The following is a 24,442-nucleotide window of genomic DNA, read 5'->3' on the forward strand; positions in this document are numbered from 1 at the left end:
AAATTAATATTATCACTAGAGAGAGTTAAAATCAACTAAAATTATTCAATTTAAAAATCTATTAGAAATACTTTTATCTATTTTCGACATTAGCATTATGTTCAGCTACCTCTGCATCATATTCACTTGCTTGGTCTGCCATTCTTTGTGCGTCATCTTCACTTAAATCACCACTTGGATTATTCGATTTATTTTCTTGAGGATAATTGTAATCTAATCCATAAGCTTTTGAGGTTTCAGGTATCTGTTGTTGCTGTGATTGATTATTTTGCTGAACTTGTCCTTCGTTACTTTGTGGTTCTTGTGATTGAACAATTGCTTCTGTACTTTGTTGCTCTTGAATGTTGTTGTTCTCAGTTACTTGCTTCTTATTGTCTTTTTTCTTTTCGTCGTTCTTCTTACTTCCTTTGTCAGATGATTTACTCTCTTTTTTATCATTCGTTTTACTTTCTTCATTATTTCCACATGCACCTAATATTAATAAACTTGCAAATATTAAAAACAGTACCTTTTTCATTCAACATTTCTCCTTTGTCTATATAAAATATACTAAATCGTCACTAGGACGCTATTAATCAAAAGTTTTTACACTTGCTACAACTCTACCTACAATTTTAACTTCATCATTTTTACCGTAAACTTGCGGATAATGATTAGGGTTATTTGATTCTGGAATTAATATAATTTGGTCGCCATTATATCTAATACGTTTAACTGTACCGTTATAACCATTTATCATAACTACACCTAACTGCCCGTTTTCAACGATAGAGTCTTTTTCAATAACAACTACGTCACCTTCATCGAAAATTTTATTCATACTATCACCAGAAACTTTTAAGCCAAACTCTTCTTTGCCATCGTTCAATTTCTCTTTAGAAAAGTATATATAATCAATTAAATTCTCTTCACTATAGATAGGGAGACCAGCTGATATTTGAGAAACAACGGGTATCTTTTTGACTGGTAGTGTTTCGATTTGAGAGTGTTCTCCTACTCCTAATAAGTATTCGGGTGAAACTTTCAGAACTTTGGCGAAGTCATTAACTTTGTTTAATGGGAATTGTGATGTTTTATTCAAATATCTAGAAACTGATGATTTTGCAATATCCAATCTTCTAGCTAATTCACTCGTTGATAAATCTCTTTGATCCATTAATTGGTTTACTAATTTAATGATTTCGTCATTATTTCTCATTATACATACCTCTTTTTCGGTGTTTTATTTTGGGAACAACAAAATTATAACATTGTTTCTTAAATGGAACAACACTTTTTTGAAATTTATTTTTTTATAGGTAGAAACAAGGGTTAAAATGATTTTTTTAGAAAAATTTAATTTTAAGTGTTGCAAGTATGGAACGGAAGTGGTATATTTGTGTTGTTCCAAAAAAGGAACGAAAGTGAGGTGTAAACATGAAACTTAATCTAGATAGACTTCAACGTGTTAGAAAAAGAAAAAATTATACACAAGAAGAAATAGCTAAAGCACTAGGGTTTAAATCAAGGTCTGCATATTCTAAAAGAGAAAATGGTTTAGCAACAATTGGAGCTGATGAATTAGCATTGATTTCAGAATTACTCGGATACGACATGGAATATTTTTTTGATTAATTCGTTCCAAAAAAGGAACGCTTAGGAGGAGCTAAATGGAAACAATCACATTAACAAAGAAAGACTTAATTCAAATTGTAGAGCAAGAAGTTAGCAAAAGGTTAGACGGTAAGAAATCACTTAGCAGTAATTCTATATTCAATCAAGTAAGAATTAAACCTGATGATTTTACAAGAATTAATAATAAATATGAAGTAACTGGAAATGCAGATGCTGGAAGATTAGGAGTATTAAATCATCCCATTACATTAAAAAAATATAATAGTGGTTTTGAAAAAGTTCACTACAAAGCGTTCGTTTATGATGTTCACGACCATATCAGAAAGCTAACTTTATCAGCATTTGGAGTAACACTAAATTCCGATTTAAGCGAGAGTGAATATGAACTAGCAGCTAAGATTTATCGAGATATCAAAGGTTACTACTTACATTTATACGAAAAACGTATATCCGGATTAACAGTAGATGATTTTGAATAAAGGAAACTAACTTATAAGGAGGGATAGTATGAACTTAAAACAGATATTAAAAATAGCACTCCTAATCGTCATCTTGGCGGAAGAGATTAAGAGTGCTTTCAAAAGTAATTACAAAGTTAAGGTGACGATTGATTCATCTGAACTTATCAAAAACATCGATAATTTAAAAAGTGAATTACAGTCCTTTGAATAAATTGTTTGAAATGTAATTTTGTAAAGCACTTTCTTGCATTTCATCCCATGAATTAAAATCGCTAGAACTTTTAACGTAGCTATTCCATTCATTGGAATTTTGAACCTTATCAAAATCATCAGAATTTTTGATATCTAATTTACTATTTTCAATAAAATCGTAGATATCATCAGTATTTGTATGATTAGTCATAAATTTAGTTGAAAATAAATCTTTAAAATCAACATCATTTGTACCGTCTATCGATTTAGCGTTTTTCCGTAATTTATCTAAATCATCATACAACTTATCAAAACCCGTAATTTTAGAACTCATAACTTAACACCACCCACTATCGCAGTAGCGATAACAATATTATACACGAAAGGAGCATATAGATTATGCAAGATTTACAAAATAAACCGAGCATCGGACAGATGTTCAATATTCAAGAAAAAGAAAACGGAGAAATCGCAATTAGTGGTCGAGAGCTACATCAAGCATTAGAAGTTAAGACTGCTTATAAAGATTGGTTTCCTAGAATGCTTAAATACGGTTTTGAAGAAAATACTGATTTTACAGCTATTGCTCAAAAAAGAGCAACAGCTCAAGGTAACTTAACTCACTATATTGATCACGCACTAACTTTAGACACTGCGAAAGAAATTGCAATGATACAACGGAGTGAACCAGGTAAACGTGCAAGACAATATTTTATCCAAGTAGAGAAAGCATGGAATAGTCCAGAAATGATAATGCAACGTGCATTGAAAATTGCTAACGAAACCAAATTACAACTCGAAGCTCAAATTGCAAAAGACAAGCCTAAAGTAATATTTGCTGATGCAGTAGCTACAACTAAGACATCAATTTTAGTTGGGGAGTTAGCGAAAATCATTAAACAAAATGGTGTAGATATAGGTCAACGTAGGCTGTTTGAATGGTTACGACAAAATGGGTTCCTAATCAAACGCAAAGGTGTCGACTATAACATGCCAACTCAATATTCAATGGAACGAGAATTGTTTGAAATCAAAGAAACGACAATTGCACATTCAGACGGACATACATCTATTAGTAAAACGCCAAAGATTACAGGTAAGGGTCAACAATATTTTATCAATAAATTTTTATCAGAGTAGGAGTGATTTAAATGAAAAAACAATTCCTTAATTCTAAAGATGTACAAATCATATTAGGACGTTCAAAAGCAACGGCTAACAGACGTATTAATCAAATGAATGCTGAATTGAAGAAGCAAGGATATTACACAGAAAGAGGACTGGTACCAGTTACTGTCTTTCAAGAAAAGTATAAAGGCATTGAAATTCCAGAAGAGTTATTAGAAGTATTTTAAGGAGGGATAGCATGAGTAATTCATTTTATATAGCATTCGCAATGTTTCTAGTCTCGTTGTTTGTCATATCAATGCTAACGAGTAATGCAGTAACGGGTCTAGGCTACGCATGGATGTTAAGCATCTTAACGTATGTATTCTTTGAATATGTGTTCAAAGACACAAAAAAGACCGCTAAGCGCGCCAACGCTTAACAGTCGAACACTTTTTAAAATTAACAACTTAAATATACACAATCTTAGGGGGATTAGTCAATGAGCAATATATATAAATTATCAAGCGATTACTTAACTGTGCTGAATATGATTACCCAAGACCATGAAGAATTAGATCAATCATATATAGATACGTTAGAAAGTATCGATGAAGCATTAGAAGTTAAAGCAGACAATTATATCAAAGTAATTAAATCACTAGAAAGTGATAACGAAGCAATAGACGAAGAAATTAAGCGTTTAAGACAACGTAAAACAACATATGATGCGCATATAAAACGTATGAAAGAATCGTTACAAAACATGATGGAAGAAACTGGCAAAACTAAATTTAAAACTGCATTAAACAGTTACAACATTCAAAACAATCCACCAAGCTTAAATGTACTTGATGAAAAATTAATACCAAAAGATTATTGGATCTCACAAGCACCTAAATTGAACAAAAAAGATGCATTAGCTGAATTAAAAGAAGGCAAAGAGATCCCTGGTATTGAAGTTAAACAAACTAGAAGTTTGAGGGTGAGATAAATGAGCGAATTAAATTTATATCAAAAGATTGCTGATGTTAAAGCTAATATAGATGGATTTACCAAAGATACAAAAGGTTACAACTACAATTATGTTAGTGGGTCGCAAGTATTGCATAGAATACGTTCAAAAATGATTGAACACAGATTGTTGTTAGTTCCTAATACTGTAAACGAAGAACATTTTGTTGAAGATGTGACTAGATATAGTCCTAAATATAAAAAACAAGTAACTACTACAGAATATACGGTCAAACTGAGTCTTGTATATACATGGATTAACGCTGATAAACCAGAAGAAAAAATGGAATTAACGTTTTTTGCGATAGGACAACAAGACGACCCAGCGAAAGCATTGGGTACTGCTCTAACCTATTCTGAACGTTATTTCTTAATGAAATTCTTCAACATTCCGACAGATGAAGATGATGCAGATGCTAAAGAAAAACAAGACAAGTATTCGAAAGTAGACCCCAAGAATATTGCAGAATTAGAAAACGAGATAACTATGTTTAGTGAGTTAATGAAGTCATTAGGCAAAGATGTATCAACAGATCAAGTTAAACAACAACTAAAAATATCAGATATTAATCAACTATCAAATAATCAAATAGCAACAATGATAGCGACACTAGACAAATGGAGTAAACAATCAAAATCAAAGGAGAATGAATAATGAATATCGTAGCAATCACAGGAAGAATAACAAAAGACTTAGAGATTAAACCAGCAGGCAAAACGCAAGTAATTAATTTTTCAATAGCAGTAGAAAATCCATATAAAAAGGATGATGCATCATTCTTCGATATTGTTGCATTTGGTAAAACTGCAGAGTTACTCAATGAATATTGTGGTAAGGGTTCAAAAATTGGTGTGGATGGAACACTCAAACAAGATAGATTTACTGATAAAGAAGGTAACAATCGTTCTGTAGTACGTATCACTGCCAATCGAATTGAGTTCTTAGATACCAAGGGACAGTCAAACGGACAAAATAAACAACAACAGCAAACGCAACAACCTACAACACAAGATAATCCATTCGCAAATAGTAACGTAGATATTCAAGATGACGTTCCTTTCTGATTGGACTGATTAAATGCCAATAATTAAATCATACATCCAACAAGATGATGGCACGCTAACTGCTGTCATCGAGGGTGTGACATTAGATAATAAAGACTTTCTACTACTAGATAACGGATTAGAGGTTGAATGTGAAGTGAGGGTGAATGACCCGTATCGAATAACTGGTAAACAACGTCGGAAAATATTCGCGATGGTAAGAGATATTTACGAATACTATGGTCAACCTATGGATTACTTAAGATATATGTTCCAAAAACAACTAGAGTTTCTGAATGGTTATGAACCAATATCTTTAAGTAACTGCAAGAGAAGACAAGCCAGTGAATTAATACAGTTAATTTTAGATTTTATATTCGATAACAATATACCTATGAGGATAGCCACAAGCACCCTCATGACAAACGATAAGTATTTTTTATATAAATCTACAATCAACCGTAAATGTGTTATCTGTGGCGCTCCAAATAGCGATTTAGCACACTTTCAAGCAGTAGGTAGAGGGAGAAATAGAAACAAGATAAATCATTATGGAAACAAAGTGTTAGCACTATGTAGAAAACATCACAACCAACAGCACGACATGGGAATGAGTAGTTTTAATAAACTACACCATTTAGAAAATGCTTGGGTGGATGTAAATGACAAATTAAATAGCATGTTACGAGGTGAGAAACAATGATAGCAAGACCTCTTAATTATAGAGATAGGTGCTTAATGGGTCATAGGATAGCAATTCTAAGAATAGACTCAAACCAAACACAATCCATATTTGGTAAGAAATACGATGTTAACAGATTAGCTGTTATCAGATGGGAAAACGGTGTACACATACCGAGAATGAATGTATTAAAACAAATGGCAAAAGATTACAACACAACAGTTGAGTGGATCTTGTACGGAGAAGGTGAACGGGTTGGAAGTAAACAAAGAAGAAATCGCTAAACGTATAAAAATATTAAGAATTACTCATGGTGAAACAATGGCGCAATTTGGTAAAAGATTCGATACATCAGACAGCATAGTAAGTAGATGGGAAAAGGGTGTATCAATACCAAACGCAAAAAGATTAAAAGAAATAAGTGTTGATTTTGAAATAAATATGAATTGGCTTTTATACGGAGAAGGTGAAAAACATGGGCGAAGTCCAATGGATAAAACTTAAAGTTGGTATGTTCGACGACAGCAAGATTAAGTATATCGAAGCATTACCTGAAAGGGATACAATCATAACAATCTGGGTTAAGTTGCTAACACTAGCTGGCAAGTATAACGAACAAGGTTATATTATGCTATCTGAAAACTTGCCATATAACGCTGAAATGTTAGCAAATGAATTTAATAGACCACTCAATTCAGTGAGATTAGCTATACAAACTTTCCAAAAATTAGGGATGGTTGAAGATGTGCAAGGCGTAATAAAAGTTTCTAATTGGGACAAACATCAAAACATAGAAGGTTTAGAAAAAATTAGAGAACAAAACAGGTTGCGTAAACAAAGGCAAAGAGAGAAACAAAAGGAATTACCAGATAGTCACGTGACTTCACGTGACAGTCACGCAACAGAAGAAGAATTAGAACTAGATAAAGAATTAGAACTAGAAGAAGAAGTAAGTACATTGTCGGGCAACCCGACTACACATCAACCACATTATCAACCAATCATTAACTATCTTAACGAAAAAACAGGCAAGCACTATAAACATACTACGAATAAAACTCAAACTGTTATTAAAGCAAGATGGAATGAAGGATTTACAGAAGATGATTTCAAGAAGGTAATTGATAACAAAGTAGCTGAATGGAAAGGAACAGATATGGAGAAGTTCCTAAGACCGGAAACGCTATTTGGTAATAAGTTTGAAGGCTACCTTAACCAACAAGTAATTAATAAGGAAACAGAAAACAATCCTTATGCCAATCTATTTTAGGGAGTGAGTAGATGAATCCCTTTGAGAATATAGCAAAACAAACAGGATTTAAGAATAACATTGTCCAACAGGAACATGGTTTGAAATGTGATAAATGCGGTCGTACTTATGACTATTACGAATTTGATAACGGTCAAGTCGTTAAAGACGGTTGCGACTGCGAAATGATTGAGTTGGCTAAGCAGAAGAAAGTAGAGTTTGAAAAACGTAATAGAGCAGCTAAGGCTAACAGTATATTCAAAAAATCAATTATCAATGAAGAACTAGCACATTGTAATTTTAATAACTACCAAGCAACTAACGATGATTTAGCAAGAGCCAAGTCACTATGTGAAAGATATGCAAACAACTTCACATTAGACAACAAACAATCGCTATTGCTACAAGGCTCATTTGGTACAGGAAAATCACACTTATCAATGTCTATTGTCAACACAGTTAGAGATAAAGGTTATTCAGTGTTGTATATGAACGTGCCACAACTCATTTCAACTATCAAAGGTACCTACAATAAGAATACAAATCTTACTGAACAAGAATTGAATCACATTATTAGTCAAGTAGATCTGATGGTGTTTGACGACTTCGGAATCAATATGAATGAGTTTGCTACAGGTAAGATGTTTGAACTTATTGAATCAAGAGTAGGCAAACACAATATATACACAACTAACCTTAACGCACAGGAATTAAGCAAAAATAAAGACGCACAACGTATCTTTAGCCGAATGATGTCTAACACAACATTAATCAAAATGGACGGCGAAGATTACAGAATGAGAGGTATCAAATTTTGATAACCAAACAATTTATTAAACAAAATCTTGAGTGTTCAGATGTATATGCTCAGAAACTCATAGAACATGCACAGGGCGACGAAAAGAAGTTATATGAACTATTTATCCAGAAACGTATAGAACGTCAAAATAGGGTCGCTATTCGCGAGGTGATGTAAATGGAAAACAAACAATATTTTTTATTTAGAGAGAGTAACGAAAAAGTCATATCTGTAGTACCACTAGAAAATGGACTGAACGAAGTAGGCAACTTTACCGGTGCTTACTTCGGTGGTGCTACCAAAATCATGACAGACGAAGAATTATTACATTTCAAAGCAGTACACAATTTATATTACGAACAAGAATTAGGGTCACAGTTAAATATATTTGATCTATAGGAGTGACAGAATGAGCAAATACAACGCTAAGAAAGTTGAATATAAAGGGATTGTGTTTGATAGTACAGTCGAATGTGAGTATTACAAATATTTAGTAAATCGATTGCACATAGATGGTTTTGATGAAATTGAAGTGCAACCTAGATATGAACTAATACCTAAAGTAGGTAAGCAGCGTAAATCAGAATATATCGCAGACTTTGCACTATTGAGTGAAGGTAAATTAATTGAAGTGATAGATGTGAAGGGCATGGCAACTGAAACAGCGAAGTTAAAAGCTAAATTCTTTAGATACTTATATCCTGAAGTGAAGTTAACGTGGGTATGTAAAGCACCTAAGTATACAGGTTTAGAATGGATCAGTTACGAAGATTTAATTAAAGCAAGACGAGAGCGTAAGAAAGCGAAGTGATATTTATGGATGCAACAATCACACTAAAAATTAAAGTGGAAGTCGAACAGGAAGTAACAGTACCTGTGGCAGATAATTACGACTTAGAAGCAATTAAAGAACAGGAAGCCGATAAAGTAGCAGAACGATATAAAAGCAATCCAGAGTTATTAGGATTTGAAGATATTAAATTTAAAGACGTATCAGACGTACAAGTTAAGGATTATTAGGAGGACGAGAAGGATGAAAACAATTAGTGCATACGGTGTTGAGTACGATATATTAGGCGATAACTTAAAAGCGGTAGAGAGAAATGGAATTAGCGTACAAGGATTGAGAAGCAGAATTTTAAGTGGTTGGTCATTATATGATGCTTGTCATGTACCTAAACGTACAGACAAGGCAGAATATGAAATGCTTAAAGGTGTTAGAGAGTATGAATACGACAATACAGAAGCTAAAGAGAAGTACCAAGATGAACGATTGAGAAAAGAGAAACCACATTTGTTTAACGTACCACAGCAACACAGTAGAGGTAAGTGGTGTGAGTATTTGATGGAAACAAGTATATTTCCTAAGGCGGTGCATTAGATGAAGATAAGAGATTTAGAGCTAGATCAATACGTCATTGTTTATGACATTGGTAAGAGTGAATTCAGTGAAGGCATGACAGTTGTAGGACGTGTGGATGAATTAGAGTTCAGAGGCGATGATGACAATACGGCAATTATAAATTCAATAGGTAACTTATATGAAATCACAGATGATAACTACTTCGATTTGTGGAGTAACTATTTAAAGAATAAGACGGAAAGTGTGAATGGAATGAGAATAAAGGATTTGAATGTAGGCGACACAATAAAAATACCAAATGGCAAAATACCTTTAGAAGGTAAGGTAGTTGGTGTTACTAATAAATTAGCAACGGTACATTTTCCTTCGGTAGGTTATGAGTATATCGGTGATGAAACTACTTTCATAAGAGTTAGAGAAGCAAGTAAACCATTAGACCCAACTAAGTGGCTAGAAAAAGCTGCCAAAGAAAACATTGAAAAAGCAAAATCAATTTTAGAATCAGGTTTAGGAATTAGTAAGTCAACCACTGAATACAATAAATCCAACGACTTACAACAACGTAAGCGTAATGACACAGTCAACCACCCATCGCATTATAACTATGGTGATATAGAAGTCATAGATTTCATTGAGCAGGTAACTCAACACTACAATCCTAATGTAGCTTATCACATTGGTAATGCGATTAAATACTTGGCACGCAGTCCACACAAGAATGGTAAAGAGGATGTGGAAAAAGCTAGATGGTATATCGAGCGTGCATATGAGAATTGGGATGTGAAGTAGATGACACCTAATGACATACTATTAAAAAATTCAGACTTGATTGTTAAATCATTATTTCAAAGAATTGATAGGACGTACAAACAATTTTTAAAGTATAGCAACACAAGTTATAACGCAGAAGTTGGTACAAGTAGATACTGGAAAGCAGTGGCTGGTACTGAACAGACGCAAAGAGAAATAAAAGGATTAATTGAACAGCTTAAAGCAATGGACGAATACACACAATGGAGTGAGAAGCTACACCAAGACAGATATAAGTTTGTCGAGAAATACGACATTGTAATGGAAAAGTATAAATTATCATGATCCTATCAAACACAATCAACATACGTTACAAATATAAAACTGGTGGGATGAACACCAAAGAATTGGCACAGTTATTAAAATATTATCGCCTTAAGGGATTCTTGAAATCTGTAAATACTAACAGCTTTATTGTAGCAGTGTTGCCAGAGGATAAAGCACATAACAGGAAAGTAATGGAGGGGTTAAGGTATGAAAATCAAAACTAAGAAACAACTAAACTTACCACAGTTGATTGAGTGGGCGATGGAGAACGATGTAGACAATACTATTTTTATTGGAAAGAAAAACCTTTATAATGTTTGCTTTAATAAAAATGGTCTTATGTATTTTAATACTACAAGTCCTATACCAACAGGCGAAATATTCACAGTCGAAATCGAGGAAGAAATTACGGAAGATACAAGATTTGAGCACATGATTGAAATTACTGAAGATGATTTACACATAACATGGCAAAACACAAAAATTGATTGGGAAAAAGATGAAGAAAGCAAAGAATTTCACGCATACATTGATGGAGAGTTTAAATGTATTTGGCGCGACGGAAAGCTGGTGAAGTAGATGATACCGAAGTTTAGAGCGTGGGATAAAAAAACTAAACTAATGAACGATGTAACAGTTGTTGATTTTGAAAATAAAGAGGTTTATTACAATCATTGGAGATACGGACATAGTGAAGCTATTAGTTTTAAAGATGTCGAACTCCTCCAATCCACAGGAATTAAAGACCGAAACGGTGTGGAAATATACGAGGGAGATGTAGTCGAGTGTTTCAGCGAAGGTTTATCAGTAGTTGAATATAGATATGGAGGATTCGGATTAGTGTGTAATAAATATTTTGAGAGTTTTGTAAATGTATTGGGTGGAGTAGAAGTCATAGGAAACAAATACGAACACCCACATTTACTAAAGGAGTGATGGCGAGTGGGGTTAATAGAAACAGCTGAAGATATTATGAGATTAAGAATTGAAAATGAAAAACTAAGACAAGACATGAACCAATACAAAACAGAACGCGACTCCCTAATCGATGATTTAGCAGTGTTGAAAGCTAATATTAGTAGGTTGGAACGGGAGAATGAGAAACAAATAGACTTACTCCAAGACTTTAGCAAATTCATTAATTATAAGTTAATTGTCAGTCCTGCTAGTGATACCTATAAACACTATAGAAGCGAACTAGATAAGTTGGGGGTTAAGTAGATGGTGTATGAGTATTGGAAAGATATAAAAGGATATGAAGGGCTTTATCAAGTAAGTAATTTAGGAAACATTAAGAGTGTAGATAGAAAAATAGAACGCAGTACAAGTGTAATGGAATTGAAAGGCAAGACGATGTCGCAATACATTGGGAATACTGGTTATCCAATGGTTAGTTTGTGTATAAATGGAGAGTGCAAACGATATTCAGTTCATAGAATTGTAGCAAAAGCGTTTCTTTCTAATCCACTAAATAAAGCATATGTAAATCATATAGATGGTAATAAACAAAATTCAAATTTAGAAAATTTAGAATGGTCTACACCTACAGAGAATTCTATTCATGCACATGAAAACGGATTAACTAATGTTGCTAGAGGAGAAAGACAGCGTTCAGTTAAATTAACTGTTGATAAAGTTAAATTTATAAGAGAGAGTTCAAAAGCAGTCAGAGAACTATCATTAATGTTTAATGTTTCAAAGCAAGCTATCAGAGATGTAAAAATGAAACGGTCATGGAAACATGTAAGTTAAGGAGCGTGCAGACGATGAGCGATGACGATAAGATTCAAGACCTAATAAATAACAATGATTTACCCATAGATGACCATTGGGGAGAAGTTTCAAATGGTAAACCAGAACATTTTAATGAGTTTCTAAAAATAATATTTGGAGGACGAGTAGATGGCAAATAAATTTGATGAATTACTAGAACAATTTAGTAGAGAAGAAAACAAAAGAGATACACTACAAATCAAACTACTAAGCAACAATGCAACTAAACCTAAACGAGCAGATGATGAATCAGCTGGTTATGATATATACGCAGCAGAAACAGTAATACTTGAGCCACAACAAAAAGCATTAATTGCTACTGATCTAGCAGTGAACATTCCTAAAGGCTATGTGGGATTACTTACAAGCAGAAGTGGTGTAAGTAGTAAGACACATCTTGTTGTTGAGACAGGGAAGATTGACGCAGGGTTTCAAGGTCATATGAAGATTAATATTAAGAATGATATAGAAATAGCAGAACCGTGGGATAGTTATAGTCATCATTGGTCTCCTATTGGAATAGACGGAGAATTTATTGAACGACCTAAAACAGAGGAGAATTTAGTTATGGAAGGTTGTTACAAAATACAAAAAGGCGACCGACTAGCGCAGTTAGTCATCGTACCTATATGGACACCAGAGTTAGTACCAGTTAAGGAGTTTAGTAATGAATCAGCAAGAGGAGAAAAAGGTTTTGGAAGTACAGGATACTAAAGACATACTACAAAAAGTTAAAGAGGTACTTAATAAGGAGTGAACCCATGTTAAAACTTACACCAGAATTAACTGAAAGAATTAAAAAGGTTAAACAAATGAATACAGAAGAAAAAATTGAACATGAAAATAATATTATTAAAGCAATTAGAGATAAAGGCAATAAAAATTATTCTAAGATGCTTGATTCATTAAGCGATGACCAATTAAGACAAATGTTTAAAGTCTCATTAACAATGATTAAAACTGACTAGGAGTGAGTGTGGATGTACGACATTAATTACAAAGAATTTAAAGAAATAAAAAAGCGAATATTATATAAAAAGATTATAGCTTGGACTGAAACAACATTAACACTAGATGACGGAATTGTTATTGAAATAGTAGAAAGTGAATCAGACTGTTGTGCACGTGCTGGTGGAAAATGGATGAATGTGAAACTAGATGCGGTTATCACTAACGTGAAAATAGAAGATGAAAGAGAAGAAGAACTATTTGATGAAGAAACTGAAAGTCTTGCAACTGTAGTTTTATATCACAATCAAAACCCAATTGCACAAGGTGAATGTAGTGCAGACGCAGGTAACGGTAACTATTATTACAGTGTTTGTTCGTTGAAAATTAAAGATGTTCACTATCCAGTGGTGGAACACTAATGACACAGTATTTAATACGCACACTAACCGATTCAACCGGCACACCTTTCACAGACGTTACTAAGATACGAGAGAACGAAACGTATCAAGTTGTTGAGGCAGAGAGTAAGGAAGAGGCGGAACGTAAAGCGAGTGACAAGAAACAATGCCCTAGATGTGAAAGTTGGAATACCAATCATGAATATTATTATGTAGAAAACGAACCTGTATATATTGCGTTTAAATGTTTCGATTGTGATGCGATATATGGAGGATATATAGAAAAGGACAGTGAGTGAATAATGTTACTAATATTTAAAACACTACTAATCATTGCACTATACGAACTAAGCAAATACGTTACAAATCAAATACTAATTAGAAAACAGGCGAATGATGATACAGATCAACCGAAAGATTATGAGGATGTGAATTGATATGTGGATAATTACATCAATAATATTGGGTTGTATTGCACTACTAAGTCTGATATCAGGAAGTATTAAGTCAGATAAAATACGCAGCCTTAAATATCAATTAGATTATAAGAGAAGTCGACCTCAAAAGTTAATGGTAGACACAGATAATAAAGTGGTTATATTTCAATTTATGACTGGACGATTAAGTGAGGATGCGTTGAAACAATTTGAAGATAGCAGTAAAACACTAATAGACAAAGATTATTTAGTACTAGCTGTAGATGATACTTTTGATGTTACAAATATAAATTTTAATAACGTAGATAAAGATAAAGCTATGCAAGAGTGGAAGAGATTTAAAGGGTAGGTGGAATATATGGGAGAAAGTATCACTAGAAAAGATGGACATAAAGCTACTGAATTAGATGAATTCAACCTTTCGAATCATAAGTACAAAATAGAAGCAATAAGTATAGAAAATCCTATGGGAAAACACTATGTTCGTTTTAGATTAGAAATATTTATTAAAGAGACCAGATATGAAATTACTGTAGCTAGCTATTTAGCAAATAAGTATTTATTTTTAATGAAAGCATTACATTTGGAAGAATCTGAAAAAGTATTTTTTATGGCACATAATATATTAGAGCTGGTTTCAAAGGACGATATAAGCCACAGAGAATTATATGAATTAAGATGAGTAACTGGAGGTAGCATATGAATACATTTGGAGATTATATCAAACAGTTACGTGGTGACATATCCATACGACAAGCTGCGAAAGATATAGGCGTTAGTCACACGTACTTAGACAGCTTAGAAAAAGGATATGATTTGCGTACCAATAGTAAAAGAAGTCCATCGGTAATGACAGTGCATAAAATAGCTGAACATTACAACGCAGACTTCAAACAATTATGTGAAATGATTATAACTGATATAGATGATTAATGGAGGTAACATATGTACACACCAAGTGAAGTGAAACAATTAATAACCGATTACCACTGGATGCGTAGACTTATGGACCATCAAATGTATGAGTACGATAGTACTTCCATAGGACAGTATGGTATAGAATCAGCTATGCCTAAAGGTCAAGGTGGCACTGGAGATAAGGTGCTAGTTAGAGTAATACGTAATGATAAGGATAGACGCAAGACACAAGAGCTTATAGAGAAGGTAGCATTCATTGATGACTATGAGCATGTGATTACTAACGATAAGAACTATCATATACTACAGTTACTTAAGCAGGGTGAGAAGATAAACACTATTGCTATGTTAATGAAGGTAGACCGTAAGGAAGTATATCGTAAGCTAGATATCATAGTGAGTATCTATATGGATGCACAGACATAGTATGGACAAATGTCACATATGCCACATATGACACACTATTATATATATGCATATGCTTCGGTATATAATATCCATATGGGATAAATACCTATCAATACTATATTCAGGCACACCAATTCCGCTGGTGTGTCTTTCTTTATATGTTGATTGATATGAGTGCATCACATGAAACCCCTTTAACTTTATGTATCCATTCAGTCATGATGGTGTACTCATATGAGTTAGCATACACAACTCACACGTCATAACTAATGGTGATCTAGACTAAGGAGCTTAACTCTTATGATTGATTACAATGAATATAAAGAACGTAAACGTTTCTATAATAGTAAAGCATGGGAAGATGTTCGAGCTATTGTATTAAGACGCGATAACTATGAATGTGTATGGTGCAAAGCAGAAGGAAAGGTTACGACTGAAGCTTTAGAAATAGACCATATAGAAGAATTACAAGATAGACCAGACCTGAAACTTGAACCAGATAATTTAAGAACATTATGCAAAGCTTGTCACAATAAAAGACATATACGATTTCAATATGGGGGAAATCAATTTAAACCAAAAGAAAATAAATGGAATGATGAACTATGGTAAATAAACACACCCCCGGGTAGAATCATTTCCCAATTATTTCCCGAATGGGAGAACGGCGTGTGGGCTCGACTTTACAAGATTTTGAAAAAAGTTCACATATAACCCCTATACCCCTACCCCCTATGAAAGGAAGGAGTGAAAATATGGAATTAAATGAAGAACAACGACTCGAACGTGAGAAACTTGTTAAAAAAGAAGAAAAAAGATTGCTTGAAGTCTACAAAGACTTATCTAACGAAAAGTTAAAAGTAGCACAAGGTCTTATTAAACAAGCAGCACGTAATAGAGTAATGCTCAATTACATGTGGGAAGATATTCAAGAGAATGGCGAATATGATTTGTTCCAACAATCTCAAAATGTTCCGGCATATGAGCGTGAACGTCCTGTTGCAAGGTTATACAATACACGTGATCAATCTTATCAACGAGCTATTAAACAATTAACTGACTTATTACCGAAAGAGTCTAAGCCGGTGGAAACAGACGACCCTGTTGATGATTATGTATGATTAGTAACAAATATGTTGATGAGTATATTCAACAGTGGCGAGATGGCAAGATTGTGTTCAACCAAGAACGTATTGATTTAGTTAATTACCTAGAGAAACACGTGTTAGTAAAAGAGACTGTTTATTTTGACGATGAAAAGATTGAAAACTGTATAAAATTTATTGAAAAATGGTATTTTCCTACGCAACCGTTTCAACGATTTATCATTGCTTTTATATTTCTTATTGATAAGGAAATGGATTCGCCGTATTTTACAGAGTTTGCATTATTAATGGGACGTGGTGGTGGTAAAAATGGATTCATCAGTGCGATTAGCAATTTTTTAATAACACCGTTACACGGTATTGATAATTATGATATTTCAATCGTGGCAAATAGTGAAGAACAAGCAACTACTTCGTTTAATGAAATATATAACACGTTATCTAAAAGTAAGCAAAACAAAACCGGTAAAAATCCTAAAGCGCCTTATTTAGTTAGTAAAACTAAAATAACAAATAGAAGTACAAATTCAACGATAAAATATAACACATCTAACACGAAAACCAAAGATGGTGGACGTGAAGGGTGTGTTATATTTGATGAAATTCATTTTTTTGAAGGACCTGAAATGATAAATGTGAAACGTGGTGGTTTAGGTAAGGTGCCTAATCGTCGAACATTTTACATTAGTACTGATGGTCACTTAAGAGAAGGTTATATGGATTCAATGAAGGAAAAAATATTAACCATTCTTTCAGGCGATGTTGAGAATAGTAGAATGTTCCCATTTTATTGCAAATTAGATGACCCAAAAGAAATAGATGACGCATCAATGTGGGAAAAAGCTAATCCAATGTTGCATAAGCCGCTATATGATTATGCAAAAGAGTTATTAAGTACAATTAGAGAAGAATATAACGATTTACCATTTAATCGTTCAAATAAACCTGAATTTGTAACTAAACGAATGAATTTACCTGAGCAAGACCCTGAAAGTGTAGTTGCACCTTGGGAAGAAATTAAAGCGATAAATAAACCGTTTCCTGAATTGGAAAATAAAGCCTGCATTGGTGGTCTTGACTATGCGTTAGTTAGAGACTTTGCCAGTGTAGGCTTGTTGTTTAGGGAGAATGACCAATATTATTGGAAAACTCATTCGTTTATACGGCGTGAGTTCTTAGAAACGACACATTTAGAGCCACCTATAGAACAATGGGCAGATGATGGGCTATTAACTATTGTGGATGACGATGTTATCGATATCTCTTATATAGTTAACTGGTTTGTACAGCAACAACAAAAATATTACTTAACTAAAGTTATATCAGATAACTTCAGAACAGACATTGTACGTAGACCATTTGAAGATGCTGGCATACCTTTAGAAGTTATTAGGAATCCGACTGCTATACATGGTTTGCTTGCGCCACGTATAGATACGATGTTCGCTAAAAAACAAATTACTTTCGGTGATAATCCATTAATGCGTTGGTTTACTAATAATGTTGCAGTAAAAATGCAACCAGATGGTAGCAAGAAATACATTAAAAAAGATGAAGTAAGACGTAAAACAGATGGATTCCACGCCATGCTACATGCATTGTATCGTGCTGATGAAATATTAGAGTACGATCAACCATTTATTATGGCTGATATTAAATTTTAGGAGGTGAAACATTGAGTATATTTGACCGAATTATAGGGAGAAACGAAGCAATCGAGTTTAGTTATGACTTTGACTTACTGAGAGAAACATCGCACAAGGCATACATTAAGCAATGGGCACTAGATACATGTATTAATCATATTGCTAGAACAATTAGTCAGACTAAATTTGAAATTATCGACGGTGAAAACAAAGATAGTTCATCTACCACACATTATAAATTGAATGTACGGCCAAACACTGATGAAAGTGCTGCTACATTTTGGCAAAAAGTTATACGGAAGCTTATCTACGACAATGAAGTGTTAATTGTGGTCACAGATAAGAAAGATTTAATAATTGCCGATGACTTCCACAGAGAAGAATACGCATTGTATGATGATATATTCGAACATGTCATAATTGGTGAGTTTGAATTTGAACGCAGTTTTAAAATGAGTGAAGTTATCTACTTAGAATATAACAACATTAGTATTACTAATATGTTATATGGCATGTTTGGGGATTACGGCGATATATTTGGTCGATTGATTAAGTCTAACTTAATGAATAATCAAATTAGAGCAACGTTAGGAATGGAAGCTAACGTTCCTTTAACTAATGCGACAAGTGAAGAAATGCAAAAGTTTGTGAATAAAGCTTACAAGGCATTCGAAAGTAACGATATTGCAATAGTACCTATACAAAAAGGTTACGAATATCAAGAACATACATCTAGTAATACTAAAAACTCATCACAAGTTGATGACTTAGCTAAAATACCGAATCAATTATTAAGTTATGTAGCTCGTAACTTAGGAATACCTGTTGGATTAATCAACGGAGATACAGCTGACATAGAAGCTATGACTGATAATTACATGAAGTTCTGTATTAAACCTATCATCGAGAAAATAACAGATGAATTAAACGCTAAATTGTTTAGTGAGCGTGGTTACAAAGAAGGTAAACGAATTAAAGCAATTTCTATAGATCAAAAAGGACCGTTAGAAGTGAGTGAAGCGGTAGACAAACTCATTGCTAGTGGTTCTTTTAATAGGGACGAAATAAGAGTATTAACAGGATTCGAACCTATAGGAAGTGAAGAAATGCAGAAATTTATTATCACTAAGAACTATCAAACTGTGGATGAAGAATCTACAAGCGATGAGGGAGGTGATATAGATGGCGAATAACGAAATAGATATTTACGGATTTATCGATAATGTCACTGTGGAGGGTATGACTATTAGTCCTCAAACAATTAAGGACCAACTTAATGCTATGGGCGATATAGACGAGGTTGTAGTGAATATAAACTCGAATGGCGGAGATGTCTTCTCCGGCGTAGCAATATACAACATGTTACGTAGACAAGATGCTCATATCACAGTGAATATTGACGGATTAGCTGCAAGTATTGCTTCTGTTATTGCAATGGCTGGTGACACAGTTAATATGCCTGGTAATGCAATGCTTATGGTTCATAATGCTTGGACTGAAATAGCTGGGGACTCTAATGCTTTCAAAAAACAAGCTGATTCGTTAGAACGTATCAACTCAGTTGTATTTAACAGTTATGTTGATAAAAATCCTGACATTGACCATGCGCTTCTTCAACAATATATGGATGACGAAACATGGTTCACGGCTAAAGAAGCAAAAGACTTAGGTTTGATAGATAACGTAACAAAAAGTTCAAGAGTAGCAGCAGCTGCCACATCAACAATGTTAGGGGGTGAAACATTTATGAAAAGATATCGTAACGAAGATGCAGGGCAACAAGAAGAAAATCAACAACCTACTGCTGAAGAAGTAATTACACTTTTACAAGAAATTAAATCTGACGTAAAAGCTATACGTGAAAAAGTAGAAAACAAAGATGATTCAAAAAAAGAAGATAACCCTCAGACACAAGAACCACAAAACAGTTTTGCAAGATTATTTAATATGCAAACAAAATAAACAATATAAGGAGAATGAAAAACTATGGCAATTGATTTAGAGAACAGAGAGCAATTTCAAAACTCTCAAGAATTATTAAAACAGTTTTCAAACATGAGTCCGAATGCTTCGGATGAGCAAGTAAAAGAAAAATATACAGAATACATGAACGCATACAGTGAGGATTTAGCAAACGCTATTCGTCGTGACATGCAACAAGAACAAGGAGACAATGCAGTTTTAAACTCTCGTAATGTTAATCGTTTAACAAACGAAGAAAAGAGATTCTACAACGCATTAGTTTCTGAAGATCACGTGAATACAGATACTAACTGGAAAGATGGAGAGTTACTTCCTGAAACAGTTATTGACCGTATTTTTGAAGATATTGAAACAGAACACCCTTTATTAAAACACATTAATATTCAACGTACAGGATTGAAAGCACGTGTTATTCGTTCTGTGCCTGAAGGTCAAGTAGTATGGGGTAAAATTTTCGGTGAAATCCGTGGTCAATTAGAGGCTACATTCTACGAACAAGACGTATCACTTGGTAAAGCTACAGCATTCGTAGTTGTTCCTAAAGATCTAAAAGACGCTGGCGTTCAATGGGTAGACCGTTATGTACGCTTACAAATTAAAGAGGCGTATGCAGTAGCAATTGAAAAAACTGCTATTCAAGGTGAAGGTGCTGCTAAAGACCAACCTGTTGGATTAATGAAAGAAATCAACCGTACAAACGGTGCAGTTTCTGATAAAGCAGTAGCTGGAACATTAACATTAAATGATTCTAAAACGTCTATTCGTGAAATTGGTAGTGTTATTAAAAACTTATCAACTAAAGAATACTACGATAAAGATGGTAATGTGAAACGTTCTAAAGGTGCTAACGTATTAAACAATGTAGTTATTGCATTAAACCCAGCAGATTACATTTACACTGGCGTTGCTTTCATGCAATTACACAATGGTGCTTTCGTTAGTCCAATTCCATTTAACGTTACATTCGAGCAATCTGAATTCGTACCTCAAGGTAAAGCAGTAGCATTCGATAAAACACGTTATAACTTCTATGCGGGTAGTGAAGTCATTGTACGTGAATTCGACCAAACATTAGCTTTAGAAGATATGGATTTATACACTGCTAAGCAATTCTTATATGCTGAACCAGATGATAACAAAACTTCATTTGTATATGATGTTGATTTCTCTGCATTAGGTGCACCAGACACAACAGATGTTAATCCAGAAGCATAATTAGGAGGTATTATACTAATGGCTCAATTTAAAGTGAATAAAAGCTACAAGGACCTTGAAATCGGTCGAGTGTTAAACACTGATGAACAAGTCGAAATGACTGTTAAACGTTCAGAAGAAGTTGAAAAAACACTTGAGAAAGCCGGTTACAAAGGTCCTTTTTTAGAACGCATTAAAGAAACGAAGTGATGTAAATGATTACTTCTGAAATAGTAGAAGAATTCAAAGCAAGAAATCGTATCTTTTATGACATGGAAAATGAACGTATTAAAAGGGATTTGGAAATGTCATATAAAGATATTAAAGACAAATGTGGTAATTTTGAAATGAACGATAACAATTTAGGACGCGAGTTAGTTTTAGAACGTACTAGATATGTTTTTAACGACAAATTAGAAGAGTTTCACGACAATTTTTTATCTAGTATCGTTCAATTCCAAATAACAAATATGGAGGTGTCAGAAGATGGCACAACGTAAACAATTAGTAACTGGTGGAGAAATGAGAACACCGGTTACTTTTTATGTTGCGAAACCTAGTGATGATTTTCTTCCTGGTGAAACTGTGGATGAAATCTATTATTCATGTTTTGCAAATGTTTATTCTCCCTCTCAAAAAGATTTGGAAATGACTAATAATGAAGCGACTATATCGATGGTTACATGGTTCCCAATGGATAAGTTAATAAACGATGAAATGTATTTCGAAATACAATTGCCAAGATATAAAGGGAAGAAGTTTAACATTATCCAAATTGATGATGACACTGATTTTCATGCAAATATCAAGATCATAGGAACGTATTCAAAATGACTGTAGAAATTGAAGGTACACATAATATGTTACGCAAAATACGAGAGCAATATGGAGAGGCGCGATTATTAAAAGCGCAAGATAAAGCCTTAAGGCGAGGCTCCAGTTATTTTGTGAGTGTACTAAAGAAAAATTTTGAAGTGTTTAGAGATACTGGTGGAAGTATTGAAGAGATCAGTGTAACAGAACCTCATTATATCTATGGCAATACACGAATGGTAAAAGTTTATTGGTCTGGTTCATTAAATCGTTATTCTATTATCCACATTAACGAATGGGGCTCAATTAAGAAACCTAACCCTCGAGGTAAAGGTGCAATTGCAAGAACGATGCTCACAACAGAGAAACCGTATCGTCAAATTATAAAAGATACGCTTGAGGAGGAACTGTAAATGTTTGATATGTTGAAAACTTTAAAAAAATACTTATTAAAAAACGCAACAATTGCTCAACATTGTACAGGTCGTGTTAGAGCGTATCATTATGATGAAACTGCGGATACTTCTGGACCTTATATATTAATTAGTCCATTAATTGCACCACAACCATCGACCTATGCAAGTGATACGAATTTATCAACTGAATATTTGTATCAAATAGATGTACGCGGTCCTAATTACGACATTGTTAAATTATTGCAAGAAGAAATACGACAAACATTGTGGAAGATTGGTTTTAAACAAATAGATGGAACTGATCAATACGACCACGAAATAAAAATTTATATGGATGCACGACGTTATCGTGGTAATCCATACACTATCGAAGAACTCAGGCACATTGATAAAGATTTAACTGAATAGGCAAGCCTTTCGTTAAAAACGGAGGGCTATTTTTTATGCCTAAATTTAAGGAGGAAATATAAATGGGTAGATATAATGCTGCAACAGGATTAGGTAAAGCATATTATGCAGTTTTAACAGAACAAGCAGATGGTTCTCTTGAAGTTGGAGAAATTAAAGATATTGATTACGTACAAGAGATGTCGTTAGAATTCGGTGAGGAATTAGAAAAAGCTTACGGTTCAAATAAAGTAGCTGAGATTGCAAAATCTCCTGGTGAAACTACACTTAACCTAACTTTCCACAAATTACCAATTGATGTTCAAAAAGACTTATTAGGTTTAGTTGAACATAGCGAAAACAAAAATGTATATGGATTCGGACAATCAACAGGTATCACGTATACTGCTATTGCTATTCCACGTACAATGGAAGACGGTTCAATGGAATGGTTTGGTCTTTCAAAAGGTGTATTCACTCGTCCAAATAAAGAAGGACAAACAAAAGAGGATGGCGTAGAATTCGGTTCAGATGAAATCGAAGGTCAATTCATGGAACGTAAAATTAATGGTTTCGAAGAAGAATTAGCTGTAATCATGTCTTATGAACCAAAAGGTTCCACAGAAGGTAAAGATACTGTGTTTGAATCAATCTTTGGTAAAAAAGAAAATACTGCAAACAATGTAACTGAAGAACCAGTAGTTGAAACACCAGAAGCATAAAGATATTAGACGACTTTAATCGGTCGTCTATTTTTGTATACAAAAATAAAAAATCTAAAATAATCGGTCGAATATAAAACCCGATGAAAAAGGAGAAATTAAATTATGGCAAAAGCATTAGTATTAAACATTAACGGTGAAGATAAAAAGTTTTATAAAGCAGGTAGCTTTACAGGTAAACAAGCTCGTAAAGGTACACGTTTATCAATGCGTATGAGTGCATTAAGCACTAATCCAGAAGGATTAAATATTGAACAAGCAGAAAAATTTGAAGAAACATTAGATCAAATAGAAAAAATGGTTGTAGAAGATTTATACGATAACCAATTCACTGTGGACGAACTTCAAGATGGTATCGATGGAGATAAATATTTCGAAACATTAATCACTGAAGTTAGTGGTGCCAATGAGGACACGGGAAAGAAAAAATAAACGATGAATCGCTATCTAATGAAGATTTAACTTTTGAAAAAATGGCTCAAAATATTGATATTATCTACCAAGATTTATTGGATGCTGGATGGAAGATGTCAGAGATAGACAATACTGAAATATTTGAGCTATTAAGAATCTTACATGCTAAGAATAAAAAACAAAGTAAAGTCAAAAAAGTTGGCGCAAACGAGTCATTAATTGGAGCAATTACTGGAAAAGATCCTAGAGCTTCCAGTTAATGACTCTTTTTTTA

General features: G+C 33.6%; 52 protein-coding genes. 49 read left to right on the top strand and 3 right to left on the bottom strand.

The window, feature by feature from the left end:
- Positions 1 to 73: 73 nt before the first annotated feature.
- Both ACSULM_RS02920 and ACSULM_RS02925 read right to left on the bottom strand, forming a co-directional pair.
- Positions 74 to 517, bottom strand: a complete 444-nt coding sequence (locus ACSULM_RS02920; RefSeq protein ID WP_436860403.1) for a hypothetical protein — start codon at positions 515 to 517, stop codon at positions 74 to 76.
- Positions 518 to 571: 54 nt separating this feature from the next.
- Positions 572 to 1,198, bottom strand: a complete 627-nt coding sequence (locus tag ACSULM_RS02925) for a LexA family protein (RefSeq protein WP_436860404.1) — start codon at positions 1,196 to 1,198, stop codon at positions 572 to 574.
- Between the two features lie 218 nt (positions 1,199 to 1,416).
- Between ACSULM_RS02925 and ACSULM_RS02930 the strand changes: the two genes are divergently transcribed.
- From ACSULM_RS02930 to ACSULM_RS02940, 3 genes are read left to right on the top strand one after another with little or no spacing between them, the layout of a single operon-like run.
- Positions 1,417 to 1,614: a helix-turn-helix domain-containing protein gene (locus tag ACSULM_RS02930; RefSeq protein ID WP_436860406.1), complete on the top strand. Its 198-nt coding sequence runs from the start codon at positions 1,417 to 1,419 to the stop codon at positions 1,612 to 1,614.
- Positions 1,615 to 1,649: 35 nt separating this feature from the next.
- On the top strand, positions 1,650 to 2,093 hold the full coding sequence (locus ACSULM_RS02935) for a hypothetical protein (RefSeq protein ID WP_436860408.1): 444 nt from the start codon (positions 1,650 to 1,652) through the stop codon (positions 2,091 to 2,093).
- 28 nt (positions 2,094 to 2,121) lie between these two features.
- Positions 2,122 to 2,286, top strand: a complete 165-nt coding sequence (locus tag ACSULM_RS02940) for a hypothetical protein (protein ID WP_436860409.1) — start codon at positions 2,122 to 2,124, stop codon at positions 2,284 to 2,286.
- On the opposite strand, the gene ACSULM_RS02945 is transcribed toward ACSULM_RS02940, so the two are convergent.
- Positions 2,269 to 2,601, bottom strand: a complete 333-nt coding sequence (locus tag ACSULM_RS02945) for a hypothetical protein (RefSeq protein WP_436860411.1) — start codon at positions 2,599 to 2,601, stop codon at positions 2,269 to 2,271. The two genes, ACSULM_RS02940 and ACSULM_RS02945, sit on opposite strands and share 18 nt — an antisense overlap.
- A gap of 65 nt (positions 2,602 to 2,666) precedes the next feature.
- Between ACSULM_RS02945 and ACSULM_RS02950 the strand changes: the two genes are divergently transcribed.
- The 46 genes from ACSULM_RS02950 to ACSULM_RS03175 all read left to right on the top strand — a co-directional run bounded on the left by ACSULM_RS02950 (position 2,667) and on the right by ACSULM_RS03175 (position 24,428).
- Entirely contained in the window at positions 2,667 to 3,407 is a 741-nt protein-coding gene (locus tag ACSULM_RS02950) for a phage antirepressor KilAC domain-containing protein (protein ID WP_436860413.1), read from the top strand.
- Between the two features lie 11 nt (positions 3,408 to 3,418).
- Positions 3,419 to 3,622, top strand: coding sequence for an ICEBs1 excisionase (locus tag ACSULM_RS02955; RefSeq protein ID WP_436860414.1), 204 nt, complete (start codon positions 3,419 to 3,421; stop codon positions 3,620 to 3,622).
- Positions 3,623 to 3,633: 11 nt separating this feature from the next.
- Positions 3,634 to 3,816: a hypothetical protein gene (locus tag ACSULM_RS02960; RefSeq protein WP_436860415.1), complete on the top strand. Its 183-nt coding sequence runs from the start codon at positions 3,634 to 3,636 to the stop codon at positions 3,814 to 3,816.
- Between the two features lie 60 nt (positions 3,817 to 3,876).
- Positions 3,877 to 4,368, top strand: a complete 492-nt coding sequence (locus ACSULM_RS02965; RefSeq protein WP_436860417.1) for a siphovirus Gp157 family protein — start codon at positions 3,877 to 3,879, stop codon at positions 4,366 to 4,368.
- On the top strand, positions 4,369 to 5,043 hold the full coding sequence (locus ACSULM_RS02970) for an ERF family protein (RefSeq protein ID WP_436860419.1): 675 nt from the start codon (positions 4,369 to 4,371) through the stop codon (positions 5,041 to 5,043).
- Positions 5,040 to 5,453 carry a single-stranded DNA-binding protein gene (locus tag ACSULM_RS02975; RefSeq protein ID WP_436860592.1) on the top strand — a complete coding sequence of 138 codons (414 nt, stop codon included), beginning with the start codon at positions 5,040 to 5,042 and terminating at the stop codon, positions 5,451 to 5,453. Before ACSULM_RS02970 ends, ACSULM_RS02975 begins: the two co-directional genes overlap by 4 nt.
- 13 nt (positions 5,454 to 5,466) lie before the next feature.
- The gene (locus ACSULM_RS02980) at positions 5,467 to 6,135 is read left to right on the top strand and encodes a putative HNHc nuclease (RefSeq protein WP_436860421.1); all 669 of its coding nucleotides are present in this window, start codon (positions 5,467 to 5,469) and stop codon (positions 6,133 to 6,135) included.
- Positions 6,132 to 6,398: a helix-turn-helix transcriptional regulator gene (locus ACSULM_RS02985; protein ID WP_436860423.1), complete on the top strand. Its 267-nt coding sequence runs from the start codon at positions 6,132 to 6,134 to the stop codon at positions 6,396 to 6,398. The genes ACSULM_RS02980 and ACSULM_RS02985 overlap by 4 nt, the downstream gene beginning before the upstream one ends.
- The gene (locus tag ACSULM_RS02990; protein WP_436860425.1) at positions 6,370 to 6,618 is read left to right on the top strand and encodes a helix-turn-helix domain-containing protein; all 249 of its coding nucleotides are present in this window, start codon (positions 6,370 to 6,372) and stop codon (positions 6,616 to 6,618) included. The genes ACSULM_RS02985 and ACSULM_RS02990 overlap by 29 nt, the downstream gene beginning before the upstream one ends.
- Positions 6,590 to 7,384 carry a phage replisome organizer N-terminal domain-containing protein gene (locus ACSULM_RS02995; RefSeq protein WP_436860426.1) on the top strand — a complete coding sequence of 265 codons (795 nt, stop codon included), beginning with the start codon at positions 6,590 to 6,592 and terminating at the stop codon, positions 7,382 to 7,384. Before ACSULM_RS02990 ends, ACSULM_RS02995 begins: the two co-directional genes overlap by 29 nt.
- Before the next feature lie 11 nt (positions 7,385 to 7,395).
- Positions 7,396 to 8,181 (top strand): ATP-binding protein, encoded by a 786-nt coding sequence (locus ACSULM_RS03000; protein WP_436860427.1) that lies wholly within the window; start codon positions 7,396 to 7,398, stop codon positions 8,179 to 8,181.
- Positions 8,178 to 8,339, top strand: coding sequence for a hypothetical protein (locus ACSULM_RS03005; RefSeq protein WP_436860428.1), 162 nt, complete (start codon positions 8,178 to 8,180; stop codon positions 8,337 to 8,339). Before ACSULM_RS03000 ends, ACSULM_RS03005 begins: the two co-directional genes overlap by 4 nt.
- Positions 8,340 to 8,561, top strand: coding sequence for a DUF3269 family protein (locus ACSULM_RS03010; RefSeq protein ID WP_436860429.1), 222 nt, complete (start codon positions 8,340 to 8,342; stop codon positions 8,559 to 8,561).
- Between the two features lie 10 nt (positions 8,562 to 8,571).
- Positions 8,572 to 8,973 carry a DUF1064 domain-containing protein gene (locus ACSULM_RS03015; RefSeq protein ID WP_436860431.1) on the top strand — a complete coding sequence of 134 codons (402 nt, stop codon included), beginning with the start codon at positions 8,572 to 8,574 and terminating at the stop codon, positions 8,971 to 8,973.
- A gap of 5 nt (positions 8,974 to 8,978) precedes the next feature.
- Complete coding sequence (locus ACSULM_RS03020; RefSeq protein WP_436860433.1) at positions 8,979 to 9,182, top strand: hypothetical protein; 204 nt, start codon at positions 8,979 to 8,981, stop codon at positions 9,180 to 9,182.
- Between the two features lie 13 nt (positions 9,183 to 9,195).
- The gene (locus ACSULM_RS03025) at positions 9,196 to 9,543 is read left to right on the top strand and encodes an SA1788 family PVL leukocidin-associated protein (protein WP_436860435.1); all 348 of its coding nucleotides are present in this window, start codon (positions 9,196 to 9,198) and stop codon (positions 9,541 to 9,543) included.
- The gene (locus ACSULM_RS03030) at positions 9,544 to 10,314 is read left to right on the top strand and encodes a DUF3310 domain-containing protein (protein ID WP_436860437.1); all 771 of its coding nucleotides are present in this window, start codon (positions 9,544 to 9,546) and stop codon (positions 10,312 to 10,314) included.
- Positions 10,315 to 10,620, top strand: a complete 306-nt coding sequence (locus ACSULM_RS03035; protein WP_436860439.1) for a DUF1140 family protein — start codon at positions 10,315 to 10,317, stop codon at positions 10,618 to 10,620.
- A gap of 189 nt (positions 10,621 to 10,809) precedes the next feature.
- A complete protein-coding gene (locus ACSULM_RS03040; protein ID WP_436860441.1) occupies positions 10,810 to 11,181 on the top strand; it encodes a hypothetical protein in 372 nt (123 codons plus the stop codon).
- Positions 11,182 to 11,538 carry a YopX family protein gene (locus ACSULM_RS03045; RefSeq protein ID WP_436860443.1) on the top strand — a complete coding sequence of 119 codons (357 nt, stop codon included), beginning with the start codon at positions 11,182 to 11,184 and terminating at the stop codon, positions 11,536 to 11,538. It abuts the gene before it with no gap.
- A 6-nt stretch (positions 11,539 to 11,544) separates the two neighbouring features.
- On the top strand, positions 11,545 to 11,823 hold the full coding sequence (locus ACSULM_RS03050; protein WP_436860445.1) for a hypothetical protein: 279 nt from the start codon (positions 11,545 to 11,547) through the stop codon (positions 11,821 to 11,823).
- Positions 11,824 to 12,354: an NUMOD4 domain-containing protein gene (locus ACSULM_RS03055; RefSeq protein ID WP_436860447.1), complete on the top strand. Its 531-nt coding sequence runs from the start codon at positions 11,824 to 11,826 to the stop codon at positions 12,352 to 12,354.
- 14 nt (positions 12,355 to 12,368) lie between these two features.
- A complete protein-coding gene (locus ACSULM_RS03060; RefSeq protein WP_436860450.1) occupies positions 12,369 to 12,515 on the top strand; it encodes a hypothetical protein in 147 nt (48 codons plus the stop codon).
- Positions 12,505 to 13,089, top strand: coding sequence for a dUTP diphosphatase (locus tag ACSULM_RS03065; protein ID WP_436860453.1), 585 nt, complete (start codon positions 12,505 to 12,507; stop codon positions 13,087 to 13,089). The genes ACSULM_RS03060 and ACSULM_RS03065 overlap by 11 nt, the downstream gene beginning before the upstream one ends.
- A gap of 47 nt (positions 13,090 to 13,136) precedes the next feature.
- Complete coding sequence (locus ACSULM_RS03070; RefSeq protein ID WP_436860455.1) at positions 13,137 to 13,343, top strand: DUF7366 family protein; 207 nt, start codon at positions 13,137 to 13,139, stop codon at positions 13,341 to 13,343.
- A 12-nt stretch (positions 13,344 to 13,355) separates the two neighbouring features.
- Entirely contained in the window at positions 13,356 to 13,745 is a 390-nt protein-coding gene (locus tag ACSULM_RS03075; protein WP_436860457.1) for a DUF7448 domain-containing protein, read from the top strand.
- The gene (locus ACSULM_RS03080; protein WP_436860459.1) at positions 13,745 to 14,023 is read left to right on the top strand and encodes a DUF1381 domain-containing protein; all 279 of its coding nucleotides are present in this window, start codon (positions 13,745 to 13,747) and stop codon (positions 14,021 to 14,023) included. Before ACSULM_RS03075 ends, ACSULM_RS03080 begins: the two co-directional genes overlap by 1 nt.
- Before the next feature lie 3 nt (positions 14,024 to 14,026).
- The gene (rinB, locus tag ACSULM_RS03085; RefSeq protein WP_436860462.1) at positions 14,027 to 14,161 is read left to right on the top strand and encodes a transcriptional activator RinB; all 135 of its coding nucleotides are present in this window, start codon (positions 14,027 to 14,029) and stop codon (positions 14,159 to 14,161) included.
- A gap of 1 nt (position 14,162) precedes the next feature.
- On the top strand, positions 14,163 to 14,510 hold the full coding sequence (locus tag ACSULM_RS03090) for a hypothetical protein (protein ID WP_436860465.1): 348 nt from the start codon (positions 14,163 to 14,165) through the stop codon (positions 14,508 to 14,510).
- Positions 14,511 to 14,519: 9 nt separating this feature from the next.
- Entirely contained in the window at positions 14,520 to 14,843 is a 324-nt protein-coding gene (locus tag ACSULM_RS03095; RefSeq protein WP_436860468.1) for a hypothetical protein, read from the top strand.
- A gap of 17 nt (positions 14,844 to 14,860) precedes the next feature.
- Positions 14,861 to 15,094 (top strand): helix-turn-helix domain-containing protein, encoded by a 234-nt coding sequence (locus tag ACSULM_RS03100; protein WP_436860471.1) that lies wholly within the window; start codon positions 14,861 to 14,863, stop codon positions 15,092 to 15,094.
- A 12-nt stretch (positions 15,095 to 15,106) separates the two neighbouring features.
- Complete coding sequence (locus tag ACSULM_RS03105; RefSeq protein WP_436860473.1) at positions 15,107 to 15,505, top strand: hypothetical protein; 399 nt, start codon at positions 15,107 to 15,109, stop codon at positions 15,503 to 15,505.
- Positions 15,506 to 15,787: 282 nt separating this feature from the next.
- Positions 15,788 to 16,099, top strand: a complete 312-nt coding sequence (locus tag ACSULM_RS03110) for an HNH endonuclease (protein WP_436860476.1) — start codon at positions 15,788 to 15,790, stop codon at positions 16,097 to 16,099.
- Between the two features lie 143 nt (positions 16,100 to 16,242).
- Positions 16,243 to 16,608, top strand: coding sequence for a hypothetical protein (locus ACSULM_RS03115; protein ID WP_436860479.1), 366 nt, complete (start codon positions 16,243 to 16,245; stop codon positions 16,606 to 16,608).
- On the top strand, positions 16,605 to 18,257 hold the full coding sequence (locus ACSULM_RS03120) for a terminase TerL endonuclease subunit (RefSeq protein ID WP_436860482.1): 1,653 nt from the start codon (positions 16,605 to 16,607) through the stop codon (positions 18,255 to 18,257). Before ACSULM_RS03115 ends, ACSULM_RS03120 begins: the two co-directional genes overlap by 4 nt.
- Positions 18,258 to 18,268: 11 nt before the next feature.
- The gene (locus tag ACSULM_RS03125) at positions 18,269 to 19,432 is read left to right on the top strand and encodes a phage portal protein (RefSeq protein ID WP_436860485.1); all 1,164 of its coding nucleotides are present in this window, start codon (positions 18,269 to 18,271) and stop codon (positions 19,430 to 19,432) included.
- Positions 19,422 to 20,201: a head maturation protease, ClpP-related gene (locus tag ACSULM_RS03130; RefSeq protein WP_436860487.1), complete on the top strand. Its 780-nt coding sequence runs from the start codon at positions 19,422 to 19,424 to the stop codon at positions 20,199 to 20,201. Before ACSULM_RS03125 ends, ACSULM_RS03130 begins: the two co-directional genes overlap by 11 nt.
- 24 nt (positions 20,202 to 20,225) lie before the next feature.
- Positions 20,226 to 21,437 carry a phage major capsid protein gene (locus ACSULM_RS03135; protein ID WP_436860489.1) on the top strand — a complete coding sequence of 404 codons (1,212 nt, stop codon included), beginning with the start codon at positions 20,226 to 20,228 and terminating at the stop codon, positions 21,435 to 21,437.
- A gap of 18 nt (positions 21,438 to 21,455) precedes the next feature.
- Entirely contained in the window at positions 21,456 to 21,626 is a 171-nt protein-coding gene (locus ACSULM_RS03140; protein ID WP_164905593.1) for a hypothetical protein, read from the top strand.
- Positions 21,627 to 21,631: 5 nt separating this feature from the next.
- On the top strand, positions 21,632 to 21,916 hold the full coding sequence (locus ACSULM_RS03145) for a hypothetical protein (protein WP_436860492.1): 285 nt from the start codon (positions 21,632 to 21,634) through the stop codon (positions 21,914 to 21,916).
- Positions 21,903 to 22,250, top strand: coding sequence for a phage head-tail adapter protein (locus ACSULM_RS03150; RefSeq protein ID WP_436860495.1), 348 nt, complete (start codon positions 21,903 to 21,905; stop codon positions 22,248 to 22,250). Before ACSULM_RS03145 ends, ACSULM_RS03150 begins: the two co-directional genes overlap by 14 nt.
- Positions 22,247 to 22,642, top strand: coding sequence for a hypothetical protein (locus ACSULM_RS03155; protein ID WP_436860497.1), 396 nt, complete (start codon positions 22,247 to 22,249; stop codon positions 22,640 to 22,642). Before ACSULM_RS03150 ends, ACSULM_RS03155 begins: the two co-directional genes overlap by 4 nt.
- Positions 22,643 to 23,053, top strand: coding sequence for a hypothetical protein (locus tag ACSULM_RS03160; protein WP_436860500.1), 411 nt, complete (start codon positions 22,643 to 22,645; stop codon positions 23,051 to 23,053).
- Positions 23,054 to 23,115: 62 nt separating this feature from the next.
- Complete coding sequence (locus tag ACSULM_RS03165) at positions 23,116 to 23,754, top strand: major tail protein (protein WP_436860503.1); 639 nt, start codon at positions 23,116 to 23,118, stop codon at positions 23,752 to 23,754.
- 105 nt (positions 23,755 to 23,859) lie between these two features.
- Positions 23,860 to 24,186, top strand: a complete 327-nt coding sequence (gene gpG / locus ACSULM_RS03170) for a phage tail assembly chaperone G (RefSeq protein ID WP_107562647.1) — start codon at positions 23,860 to 23,862, stop codon at positions 24,184 to 24,186.
- 95 nt (positions 24,187 to 24,281) lie between these two features.
- Complete coding sequence (locus tag ACSULM_RS03175; RefSeq protein WP_308886828.1) at positions 24,282 to 24,428, top strand: hypothetical protein; 147 nt, start codon at positions 24,282 to 24,284, stop codon at positions 24,426 to 24,428.
- Positions 24,429 to 24,442 lie beyond the last annotated feature (14 nt).

Origin of the sequence: Staphylococcus caeli (assembly GCF_051413795.1) — a bacterium.
Classification (GTDB): Bacteria; Bacillota; Bacilli; order Staphylococcales; family Staphylococcaceae; genus Staphylococcus; species Staphylococcus caeli_A.